Consider the following 11,452-nt stretch of genomic DNA (forward strand, 5'->3'; position numbering starts at 1 on the left):
CGGTGACACCGCCCTGCCGCGGCAGAGCGGCCGGTGTCCCCGGCCCGCACGGGAGGCGTCGTCGGCGCCGATCGGACACAGCTCCGCGGCAACCGTGTGGGCGGGGCCGGAGCGGCGGGCCGCCCGGGCCTGGTGGCCGGTGCCTGGCGGGTTCACGGGCCGTGGGCGGGTTCACGGTTCCGCGTTCGTGAGGAGGCCCCGGACCGCACGGGGGACCCGCCGGCGCGGCGGCGCTCGGCGGCCACGGCACCGAGCCGGCCGTGTCGTGTCCCGGCGGCCCCGCGGGGCCGCCCGCCGGGATGAACGGTCCGCCGGGACCGGGTCGCGCGCGGGTACGGAAGAGGGACCGCCGGGCCCCGCCGGGCGGGGTGCGTCCGGGCCCGCCCGGGGACGAGGCGGGCGGGCCCGGCACGGATCCGGGGTCGCGGGTCCGTGGATCAGAGACCGTAGCGCTCGCGGGCCTCCTTCACCGCCGATGTCCGCACCTCGCCGCGCCGGGCGAGCTGGGCCAGCGCCGCCACCGCGACGGACCGCGCGTCGACGCCGAAGTGTCGCCGGGCCGCGTCCCGGGTGTCGGAGAGGCCGAAGCCGTCCGTGCCGAGCGAGGACCAGTCCTGCTCCACCCACTGGCTGATCTGGTCCGGCACCTGCCGCATCCAGTCACTGACGGCGAGCACCGGGCCGGGCGCCCCCGACAGGGCCTTGGCGACGTACGGCGTGCGCTGCTCGCCGCGCAGCCGTGCCGCGTCGCACTCCAGGGCGTCCCGCCGCAGCTCGCCCCAGGAGGTCGCGGACCAGACGTCGGCCGTGACACCCCAGTCGGCGGCCAGCAGTTCCTGGGCCTCGAGCGCCCAGTGGATCGCGGTGCCGGACGCCAGCAGCTGGATCCGGGGCGCGTCGGCGGCCGGCGCCGTGCCCTCGCGGAACCGGTACAGGCCCTTGAGGATGCCCTCCTCGACGCCTTCCGGCATGGCGGGCTGCGGCTTCGGCTCGTTGTAGACGGTCAGGTAGTAGAAGACGTTCTCCGCCTCGGGCCCGTACATCCGGCGCAGACCGTCCTTGACGATCACCGCGATCTCGTAGGCGAACGCCGGGTCGTAGTTGAGCGAGGCCGGGTTCGTGGCCGCGATCAGATGCGAATGTCCGTCGGCGTGCTGGAGGCCCTCGCCGGTCAGCGTGGTGCGTCCGGCGGTGGCGCCGACGATGAAACCGCGGCCGAGCTGGTCGGCGAGCTGCCACATCTGGTCGCCGGTGCGCTGCCAGCCGAACATCGAGTAGAAGATGTAGAAGGGGATCATCGGCTCGCCGTGCGTCGCGTAGGACGTGGCGGCGGCGATGAAGTCGGCCATGGCACCGGCCTCGGTGATGCCCTCGTTGAGGACCTGGCCGTCGGTGGCCTCCTTGTAGTACATCAGCTGGTCGCGGTCGACCGGCTCGTACGTCTGGCCCTTCGGCGAGTAGATGCCGGCCGAGGGGAACAGCGACTCCATGCCGAAGGTGCGGGCCTCGTCCGGGACGATCGGCACCCACCGCCTGCCCGTGACCTTGTCCCGCATCAGCTCCTTCGCCAGGCGTACGAAGGCCATCGTGGTGGCCATCCCCTGGTTGCCGGAGCCCTTCAGCAGCGCCTTGAAGGCACGCTCCTCCGGGGCGGGCAGCGCCGGCACCGGGTGCACGCGGCGGGCCGGGGCGGGGCCGCCGAGTGCCGCGCGGCGCTCCTGGAGGTAGCGCACCTCGGGGGAGTCGGCGCCGGGGTGGCCGTAGGGCACCAGGTGCTCGTCCAGCCTGGCGTCCGGGATGGGCAGGTCCAGCAGGTCCCGCATGGCACGGAACTCCTTGCCGGACAGCTTCTTCATCTGGTGGTTGGAGTTGCGCGACTCGAAGCCGGGGCCCAGCGTGTAGCCCTTCACGGTCTGCGCCAGGATCACGGTCGGCGCGCCCCTGAACTCGACGGCGGCCTTGTAGGCGGCGTACACCTTGCGCGGCTCGTGGCCGCCGCGCGAGGTCTGGAAGCACTCGGCGATCTTGGCGTCGGAGAGCAGCCTCGCCATCTCGACGAGGGCCGGGTCGGCGCCGAAGAAGTGCTCGCGGATGTACGAGGCGTCGCGGGTGGCGTAGGTCTGGAACTGCGCGTCGGGCACCTGGCGGAGCCGCCTGACCAGCGCGCCCGTGGTGTCGAGGGCGAACAGCTCGTCCCAGGCGGAACCCCAGAGCGATTTGACGACGTTCCAGCCGGCCGCCCGGAACTGTGCCTCCAGTTCCTGCACGATCTTGAAGTTGGCGCGGACCGGTCCGTCGAGGCGCTGCAGGTTGCAGTTGATGACGAAGGTCAGGTTGTCGAGTCCCTCGCGGCCCGCGAGGGCGAGGGCCGCGGTCGACTCGGGCTCGTCCATCTCGCCGTCGCCGAGGAAGGCCCACACGTGCGAGGCGGAGGTGTCCTTGATGCCGCGGCCGGTGAGATAGCGGTTGAAGCGCGCCTGGTAGATCGCGGAGAGCGGGCCGAGGCCCATGGAGACCGTCGGGAACTCCCACAGCCAGGGCAGCCGGCGCGGGTGCGGGTAGGAGGGCAGGCCGTTGCCGCCCGCCTCCTGGCGGAAGTTGTCCAGCTGGGCCTCGGTGAGCCGGCCGTCGAGGAAGGCACGGGCGTAGATGCCGGGGGAGGCGTGGCCCTGGATGTAGAGCTGGTCGCCGGAGCCGGGGGCGTCCTGCGACTCCTTGCCGCGGAAGAAGTGGTTGAAGCCCGTCTCGTACAGCCAGGCGGCGGAGGCGAAGGTGGCGATGTGGCCGCCGACGCCGAAGCGCGAGCCGCGGGTGACCATGGCGGCCGCGTTCCAGCGGTTCCAGGCGGTGATCCGTCGCTCCATGTCCTCGTCGCCCGGGAAACCGCCGAAGGCGGGTTCGGCGGCGGTGGGGATGGTGTTGACGTAGTCCGTCTCCAGCAGCTTCGGCAGGGCGAGGTTGGACGCCTCGGCGTGCTGGAGGATGCGGCGCATCAGGTACGCCGCCCGGTGCGGGCCGGCGTTTTCGGTGACGGCGTCGAGTGAGGCCGCCCATTCGGCGGTCTCCTCGGTGTCACGGTCCGGGAGCTGATCGAGCTCGCTCATGGTTCGTTCGCCGCCTTCCGTCATGACGGGGGGAGGTGTGGTGCGGGGGTGGACCCTGAAGGGCAGGACAGGGTCTCGGGGCTGGGTGCAGCCCGCACCGGAGACTGTAAGCCCCTGATCGATGATCGATCAAAGGTCTGGAAGGCAAAATCTTGCCGCCACCCGAAATTGGCATCCAGTGCCACGAAATGGGGCACGCCGTGCCGTGTTTTCCCTGCTCGGTCGAGTCGTGTGCGAGTCTGGCGAGGCCGGCCCGTGGGTCCCGGCGCCGGAGGTGCGGCAGTCCCGGATCGACTCGTCCCTTTGGTCCGACCTTTCTGGCGCTGTGACATAGTGGGGTGGCGGTGGGTTGAGTCGGGGAGTGTTGATGTCTGTTGAGTGGCGGCCCGTGCGCCAGTCCCGCACGCACGAGCTGGTCCTGGAGAGCATCGAGGAGCGGGTGCTCGCCGGCGAGCTGAAGGTCGGGGACCGGCTTCCGCCGGAGCGCGAACTGGCCGAGGTGCTGGGCGTCAGCCGCTCCGCGCTGCGCGAGGCGCTGCGGGTGCTGGAGACGATCGGCGTGCTCGTCGCCCAGGCGGGCCGGGGGCCCGACGCGGGAGCGCGGATCGTGATGAACCCCGACGACGCGCTCGGGCGGGTGCTCAGGCTGCATTTCGCCCTCGGCGGCTACCGCCTGGAGGATGTGCTCGAGGCCCGGGTCGTCCTGGAGCGCTCCAGCTTCAGGACCGCGGCGGAGCACGCCTCCGCGGACGACGTCGACGTCGCGGGGGACCTGCTGGAGCGGATGTGCGAGCCGGACATCGCGGTGCCCGAGTTCAACGATCTCGACACGCGCTTCCACGTGCAGATCGCCCGCGGCTCCGGCAACCGGCTGACCTCCACCCTCACCTCCGCGGTGCGCGAGTCCGTACGCCCGCTGATCCTGCGGGCGCTTGAGGCTGTCGAGGACTGGCCCGCGACCGCCGCGACCCTGAACGCGGAGCACACGGAACTGCTCCGGCTGGTGCGCGAGGGCCGGGGCGAGGAGGCCGCCGACCTGGTGGAGCGGCACATCCGGGGGTTCCACGGAAGGCTCGTCGCCCAGGACGAGGGCGGCGGGGCGGGCGACGGCGGCCGCGGTGCCGGTGAGTCCGGCGACAACGGCGAGGGCGGCGAGGGCGGCGAGGAGCGGGGCGGCGGGTCCTGACCGCGGTTGCCCGCCCCCGCCCGCGGTGATCTACTCGAGGAGTCGGGTTCCCGAGGGGGCGACCGAGCCTCCCGGCCGGGGACGAGCCGTCCCCGGGCCGTGGCCATGACTGCCCGGGACCGCCCGTCATGCACGGCGCACGACGACCCGTCGGCCCACCGGCACCTGGTGCCGCGTCAGCCGAGGTTCGCCCCGCCGCGACGCCCGGCTCCCCCGCAGCCTTCCAGGCGCGGGGGGTACCCCCACGCTGGGGTTGGCCGAAAGCCCGAGTAGACCCACTACGAGGGCTTCCGGCCGCCTTGCGATGCTCCCCCTGCCTCCGGCGGGAGGTACCCCCGGCACCGGACGCCGCTCCTCAGCGGGCGAACCCCGACCGACGCGGCACCAGGCCGGGCGGCGTGGCCGGCGGTCGCACGTCCCCCGTCCCTCATGCCGAGGCGCCGTGCCCGCGAGACGACAGGGAGAGGACCCGCCGTCATGACCACACAAGCCCCGAGCAACGTTCCCTTCCACCGGCTGCGGCACGACCTCGCGGAAGTGGCGTCGACCGTCGGCCAGGCGGCCGCGGTCACCGGCAGGGCCACGGTGGATGCCGTGCGCCACCCCGGCACGGCGGCCGCCCGCGCCCGGAAGGCCTCCCAGGCCCTGCCGATGCTCTGGCAGACGGTGAAACCGGCGCTGACCGGGCAGGTGGACTGGCGCCGTGAGTACGCCTACACCCTGGGGGAGCAGGCTTTCATCTACGGCTTCCCCTACATCCACAACGCCCGGCTGCGCCACCGGTGGGTGACCCAGGAGCCCGACACGGACACCACCCCCTACGCCGCGGTCAACCACTTCTGGCACGGACGCAGGCCGTTCGACGCCTCCACCCGGAATGTGCCGTACCCCAACAACGACACGCTGTACTCGATCGCGTGGGTGGACCTGAGCACCGAGCCGGTCGTCCTCTCGCACCCGGACATGGGCGAGCGCTACTTCACCTTCGAACTCGTCGGCATCACCTCCGACAACTACGACTACGTCGGCCGGCGCACCACCGGGCCGGGCGCCGGTGATTTCGCGCTCGTCGGACCCGGCTGGACGGGGGAGCTGCCCGATGGAGTGCGCCGTACCGCGACCGCGCCCAGCCCCTGGATCCTGATCTGGGGCCGCACCCTGGCCGAGGGCGAGGACGACCTGCCGCACGTCCACGCGCTGCAGCGCCAGTACCGGCTGACCCCGCTCCATCTGTTCGGCAGGCCGGGTGCCGGGGTCCCGGGCCACCGTGACGTGCTCGAACCGGTCGAGGCGGCACAGGACCCGCTCGGCCCGTGGAAGACGCTGAACGCCATGCTGGCCGAGAACCCGCCGCCGCGGCACCACGAGATCCTGCTCAGGCAGTTCGCGCAGATCGGGATCGGGCCCGGACTCGACGTCGAGGACCAGCCCGAGGACGTCAGGCAGAGTCTGATCCGGGCCGCCGCCACCGGGATGTCACTGCTCGAACAGCAGATGGTCAGCGGCGACTGGGCCCGTGTGGTCAACGGCTGGCAGTATCCGCCGCCGCAGATCGGACGCTTCGGCGACGACTTCCTCAAACGCGCCGCCGACCAGTCACTGGTCGGCGACGTCAACGACCCCGAGGAAGCGGTCTACCTGGCCCACCACCACGGACCGGGCTGCGACACGGAGGGCCCCGGCCCCTTCCGGCTGCATTTCGAGCCGGGCGGGATGCCGCCCGTCGACGCTTTCTGGTCACTCACCGTCTACGACGAGGACAAGCGGCTCGTCCCCAACCCGGTCGACAGGTACTCCATCGGCGACCGCACCCGGGGACTGCTCTTCGACCACGACGGAGGCCTGACCATCCACCTCGGTGCCGGCTCGCCCGGCGCCGAGGTGGAGTCCAACTGGCTGCCCGTGCCCGACAGCGGCACATGGACGGTCGTCCTGCGCATGTACCAGCCCCGCTCCGAGGTCCTCGACGGGCGCTGGACGTGCCCTCCGGTCGAGCCCGCCGACCGTTCCCGGGGCGGTGACTGACGGCGCGGCAGGCGCCGGACGTGCCTCGCCCGCCCCGCAGGATGCGCCTCACCCCGCAGGACGTGCCTCGCCCGCCCCGCAGGATGCGCCTCACCCCGCAGGACGTGCCTCGCCCCCGCAGGGGTGCGGACCCTGCGGGGGCGAGGCGGGCGACGGGGCGGCCGGCGCGAAGGGGGGCGCGGTACCGGCGGGGCCGCGTCGCGTTCCTGGGAGCCTCCGGGGAACTCCCGGAGGTGGGTGCCGTGCGTACGAGGGCTTCCCGGGCTTCCCGCACGGAAGGCTTCCCCGTACTAGGGGAGCATCCAGGAGAGCAGGGGCTGCGACTGCAGGTAGACCAGGACGCACAGCAGGGCGAGCTTTCCGAGGCTGTATCCGACGACCTTGCGGAGCAGGATCCGCTCCGAACCCGGCTTGCCGACCGCGGTCGCGGCGATGGTCAGGTTCTGCGGGCTGACGAGCTTGCCGACGACGCCGCCGGAGGTGTTGGCCGCGACCAGCAGGCTCGGGTCGATGCCCGCGCTCTTGCCCGCCGTCTGCTGGAGGGTGGCGAACAGGGCGTTCGCGGAGGTGTCGGAGCCGGTGACGGCGGTGCCGAGCCAGCCGAGCGTCGGCGAGAGCAGTGCGAAGAGGGCGCCGGCGGCGGCGAGCCACGTGCCGATCGCGATGGTCTGTCCCGACTGGTTCATGACGTAGCTCAGCGAGAGCACGGTGGCGACGGTGGCGATGGCGACCCGCATGTTCTTCACGGTCCGCACGGCGGCGCTCACCGCCAGCCCGGCGGACATCGGGAACCGGCCGTCCTCCTTGGTGAGGCTGTAGATCGCGGTCACCAGGATGCCGGAGAGGATCAGCAGCGTGCCCGGGTTGCCGAGGACGTCGAGCTTGTAGATCGCGCTGCCGGCCGGTGAGCCGTCGCCCGCCAGCAGGTTCCCGTACAGGCCGGGCCACTCCAGTTCGAGGGCGAAGGTCCCCAGCAGCTTGGGTACGTCGATCCCGCCGGCGGTGAGCTTGCCGATGCCGAAGACCACGATCACCAGGACGTACGGCAGCACGGCCAGGGAGACCCGGCGCGGGGTCAGCGGCTCGGGCTCGACCTGCGAGCGCTGGTCGTCGGGCGTCTTCGGGGCCCAGAAGCGCAGCATCACGACCGCCGCGCCGAAGCCTGCGAGCGCGGCGACGACATCGGTGAGCTCGTAGGCGAAGTGGGCCGAGCACCAGAACTGTGCGACGGCGAAGACGGCGCCGGTGACCAGCGCGATCGGCCACAGCTGCCGGATGCCGCGCACCCCGTCGACGAGGAAGAGCAGCAGCGTCGGGACGACCAGGGCGAGCACGGGGGTCTGCCGGCCGACGACCGCGGCGATGTCCTCGGCGGGGATGCCGGTCAGGTTGCCCGCGGTGGTGATCGGGATGGCCATCGCGCCGAAGGCGACCGGGGCGGTGTTGGCGACCAGGACGGTCACCGCGGCCTTCAGCGGCGGCAGACCCAGTGCCATCAGCATGGCCGCGGTGATGGCGACCGGGGCGCCGAAGCCGGCCAGGGCCTCCAGCAGTCCGCCGAAGCAGAAGGCGATGAGCATGGCCTGGACCCGCAGGTCGCCGCGGCCGACCGCGCTGAAGGAACGCCGCAGGTCCTCGAACCGCTTGCTTACGACGGTGAGTTCGTAGAACCAGATCGCGGCTACGACGATCAGCATCACCGGGACGAGGCCGAAGGCCAGGCCCTGGGTGGCGGAGAGCATGGTGAGCCTCAGCGGCATGCCGTAGCCGACGACGGCGACCAGCACCGCCACCAGCAGGGCGCCGAGGGCGGACTGCAGGGCGGGCCGCTTGGCCACCATCAGCAGCACGAAGAAGGTCGCGAGGGGCACCAGGCCGAGCAGTGCGGTGGCGGTGAGGCTGTTCCCGACGGCGGCCACGTCGGGTGTGTAGGCCGCGAGGGCGGCCGTGGGTGCTGTGCCCACGAAAGGCTCCTGGGGTTCTGGAGCGCCGCCGGTGCGGTCGGGGCGTCCCGTCCCGGGCAACGTCGGCGGCGTCTGGCTGACGAACGCCCTTAGTACGGCAGCAGAGATGTCGTATGTCAATAAGGTCAGACCATTGCGTTACTAACTCTTGCCTTTTGGCATGAGGCTTGTATGGTCTGACCATTAATCCAACTACTGTGGAGGTCCCTCCATGCGCGTCGGACTCTTCGCCACCTGCCTGGGAGACACACTCTTCCCGGAGGCGGTGAAAGCCACCGCTGTCCTCCTCGCACGCCTGGGGCACGAGGTGGTGTTCCCGCCGGGGCAGACCTGCTGCGGCCAGATGCACGTCAACACCGGCTACCAGCGTGAGCCGGTCGCCCTGGTGCGCAACTTCGCGGAGCAGTTCGGCGACCCGTCCCTCGACGCGGTCGTGATGCCCTCGGGCTCCTGCGCGGGATCGGTGCGGCACCAGCACCGGCTCGTCGCCGAGCGGTACGGGGACAAGGCACTGCGGGCGGGCGTCGAGGGCGTGCGGACCAAGACCTACGAACTCTCGGAGTTCCTCGTCGACGTGCTGGACGTCACCGACGTCGGCGCGCACTTCCCGCATCGCGTCACCTACCACCCCACCTGCCACTCGCTGCGCATGCTGCGCGTCGCCGACAAGCCGCTGCGGCTGCTGCGCGCCGTGGGCGGCATCGATCTCGTGGAACTGCCGGAGGCCGACGCCTGCTGCGGCTTCGGCGGCACCTTCGCGATGAAGAACGCCGGGACCTCCTCCGCGATGCTCCAGGACAAAATGCGCAATGTCACCTCCACCGGAGCCGAGGTGTGCACCGCGGGAGACTCCTCGTGCCTGATGCACATCGGCGGCGGTCTGTCCCGTATCAAGGCCGGAACCCGCACCCTGCACCTCGCGCAGATCCTCGCCTCGACCCGCACCTCGCCGTACGTCCTCACGGAGACCGCCCGATGAGCACCACCAGCAGCACCTTCCTCGGCATGCCCGCGCCGCCGCCGCGCTCCCCCTACGGCACCGGCAACCTGCGCGGCGAACGCACCTTCCCCGAGGCCGCCCGCCGGGAGCTGGGCAACGAGCAGCTGCGCCGCAACCTCGGCCGGGCCACCCGCACCATTCGCGCCAAGCGGCTGAACGTCACCGGCGAGCTGCCGGACTGGGAGCCGCTGCGGGACGCCGGCTCGGCGATCAAGACCGACACCATGAACCGGCTGCCGGAACTGCTGGAACAGCTGGAGCGGAAGGTGACCGAGCACGGCGGCACCGTCCACTGGGCGCGGGACGGCGTGGAGGCCAACGAGATCGTCACCCGGCTGGTCAGGGCGACCGGCAGCGATCAGGTCATCAAGGTCAAGTCGATGGCCACCCAGGAGATCGGACTCAACGAGCACCTGGAGGGCGAGGGCATCACCGCCTGGGAGACCGACCTCGCCGAGCTGATCGTGCAGCTGGCCGACGACAAGCCCTCGCACATCCTCGTCCCCGCCATCCACCGCAACCGCGACGAGATCCGGGAGATCTTCCTCAGGGAGATCCCCGGAGTCGACCCGGACCTGGACGCCGTGCCCGCCCACCTGGCCGCCGCGGCCCGCGCCTATCTGCGCGAGAAGTTCATGACCGTCCCCGTGGCCGTCTCCGGCGCCAACTTCGGCATCGCGGAGACCGGCACGCTGTCGGTCGTGGAGTCCGAGGGCAACGGCCGGATGTGCCTGACCATGCCGCGGACGCTGATCACCGTCATGGGCATCGAGAAGGTGCTGCCCCGCTACCGGGACCTGGAGGTCTTCCTCCAACTGCTGCCGCGGTCCTCCACCGGCGAGCGGATGAACCCGTACACCTCCTTGTGGACGGGCGTCACACCCGGCGACGGACCGCAGGAGTTCCACCTGGTCCTGCTGGACAACGGGCGCACGGCCGCCCTCGCGGACCGGATCGGGCGCGAGGCGCTCAACTGCATCCGCTGCTCGGCCTGCCTCAATGTCTGCCCGGTGTACGAGCGGACCGGCGGGCACGCCTACGGATCGACCTACCCGGGTCCCATCGGCGCGGTCCTCACCCCGCAGCTCGCCGGGATGGACGCCGCCGCGAAGGACCCCAACAGTTCACTGCCCTACGCCTCCAGCCTGTGCGGGGCGTGCTTCGACGCCTGCCCGGTGAAGATCGACATCCCCTCGCTGCTGGTGGAACTGCGCCACCAGCACACCGAGCACGCGGGTATGAACGCCGAGAAACTGGCGATGAAGGCCGCCGCGGCGGTCATGAAACGCCCGGGACTCTTCACCGCCGCACAGCGGGCCGGCGGAGCGAGCCGGCTCCTGGCGGGCCGTGACGGGAAGATCTCGCGCCTGCCGCGCCCGCTGAACGGCTGGAGCGACAGCCGCGACACACCCGCGCTGCCCAAGCAGACCTTCCGCGCCTGGTTCGCCTCCGAGGAGGGAGCCGCGGCCCTGCGGGACGCCGCCTCCGAGGGCGTGGCCGAACGCGCGGGCCACGACGACGCCGACCACGACCACCCCGAGGAGCAGCGGTGACCGCGACCGCACGAGAGACGGTGCTCGGACGCGTACGGAACGCCCTGGCGCTCTCCGCGGCACCCCCGGTGGAGATCCCCCGCGCCTACCGCACGGGGCGGACCCTGCCCGACACCGCACGGCTGGAACTGTTCACCGACCGGCTCGTCGACTACAAGGCACGGGTCCACACCTGCGCCGGCGAGGACACCGCCGAGGTCGTCGCGCGGGCACTGCGCGAGCACGGGGCGCGGAAGGTGGGCGTGCCCCGGGGACTCGACCCGGCGTGGACGTCGGCGTACGAGGGCGAGGTTCGGGTGGACTCCGCGGAGGTGCCGGCGCCGGATCTGGGCGAGCTGGACGGGGTGGTCACCGCCTCGGCGGTGAGCTGCGCGGAGACCGGCACGATCTTCCTCGACGGCTCCGCCGACCAGGGCCGGCGGGCACTGTCCCTCGTGCCGGACCTGCACGTGTGCGTGGTGGACCTCTCCACCGTCGAGGTGGGGGTGCCCGAGGCGGTGGCCCGGCTGGTGCCCGAGCGGCCCACCACCCTGATCAGCGGACCGTCCGCCACGTCGGACATCGAGCTGGAGCGGGTGGAGGGCGTCCACGGCCCCCGCACCCTCGTGGTGGTCATCCGC

Annotated in this window: 7 protein-coding genes; 5 read left to right on the top strand and 2 right to left on the bottom strand. The window is 72.0% G+C overall.

Features of this window, described 5'->3' with window-relative positions:
- Positions 1-437: 437 nt before the first annotated feature.
- Positions 438-3,104, bottom strand: a complete 2,667-nt coding sequence (gene aceE / locus GUY61_RS27330; RefSeq protein WP_243766791.1) for a pyruvate dehydrogenase (acetyl-transferring), homodimeric type — start codon at positions 3,102-3,104, stop codon at positions 438-440.
- Positions 3,105-3,471: 367 nt separating this feature from the next.
- Here aceE and GUY61_RS27335 point away from each other — a divergent pair, with 367 nt between their 5' ends.
- Both GUY61_RS27335 and GUY61_RS27340 read left to right on the top strand, forming a co-directional pair.
- Complete coding sequence (locus GUY61_RS27335; protein ID WP_166632918.1) at positions 3,472-4,290, top strand: FadR/GntR family transcriptional regulator; 819 nt, start codon at positions 3,472-3,474, stop codon at positions 4,288-4,290.
- Between the two features lie 477 nt (positions 4,291-4,767).
- The gene (locus tag GUY61_RS27340) at positions 4,768-6,315 is read left to right on the top strand and encodes a DUF1254 domain-containing protein (protein WP_166632919.1); all 1,548 of its coding nucleotides are present in this window, start codon (positions 4,768-4,770) and stop codon (positions 6,313-6,315) included.
- Between the two features lie 290 nt (positions 6,316-6,605).
- Here GUY61_RS27340 and GUY61_RS27345 read toward each other — a convergent pair whose 3' ends face one another.
- Positions 6,606-8,279, bottom strand: a complete 1,674-nt coding sequence (locus GUY61_RS27345) for an L-lactate permease (protein ID WP_166632920.1) — start codon at positions 8,277-8,279, stop codon at positions 6,606-6,608.
- A 211-nt stretch (positions 8,280-8,490) separates the two neighbouring features.
- Here GUY61_RS27345 and GUY61_RS27350 point away from each other — a divergent pair, with 211 nt between their 5' ends.
- The 3 genes from GUY61_RS27350 to GUY61_RS27360 all read left to right on the top strand — a co-directional run.
- Positions 8,491-9,258, top strand: a complete 768-nt coding sequence (locus GUY61_RS27350; protein WP_166632921.1) for a (Fe-S)-binding protein — start codon at positions 8,491-8,493, stop codon at positions 9,256-9,258.
- Positions 9,255-10,832, top strand: coding sequence for a lactate utilization protein B (locus GUY61_RS27355; protein ID WP_166632922.1), 1,578 nt, complete (start codon positions 9,255-9,257; stop codon positions 10,830-10,832). Before GUY61_RS27350 ends, GUY61_RS27355 begins: the two co-directional genes overlap by 4 nt.
- Positions 10,829-11,452, top strand: a 624-nt coding sequence (locus GUY61_RS27360) for a lactate utilization protein C (RefSeq protein ID WP_166632923.1), incomplete at its 3' end; no start/stop codon positions are given. The genes GUY61_RS27355 and GUY61_RS27360, both read left to right, overlap by 4 nt.

The organism is Streptomyces sp. GC420, from assembly GCF_009916105.1.
Lineage (GTDB): Bacteria > Actinomycetota > Actinomycetes > Streptomycetales > Streptomycetaceae > Streptomyces.

Coding starts and splice junctions, on each gene's coding strand:
- GUY61_RS27340 (WP_166632919.1), top strand. CDS start 4,768: ATGACCACACAAGCCCCGAGCAACGTTCCCTTCCACCGGCTGCGGCAC.
- GUY61_RS27350 (WP_166632921.1), top strand. CDS start 8,491: ATGCGCGTCGGACTCTTCGCCACCTGCCTGGGAGACACACTCTTCCCG.
- GUY61_RS27335 (WP_166632918.1), top strand. CDS start 3,472: ATGTCTGTTGAGTGGCGGCCCGTGCGCCAGTCCCGCACGCACGAGCTG.
- aceE (WP_243766791.1), bottom strand. CDS start 3,104: ATGAGCGAGCTCGATCAGCTCCCGGACCGTGACACCGAGGAGACCGCC.
- GUY61_RS27355 (WP_166632922.1), top strand. CDS start 9,255: ATGAGCACCACCAGCAGCACCTTCCTCGGCATGCCCGCGCCGCCGCCG.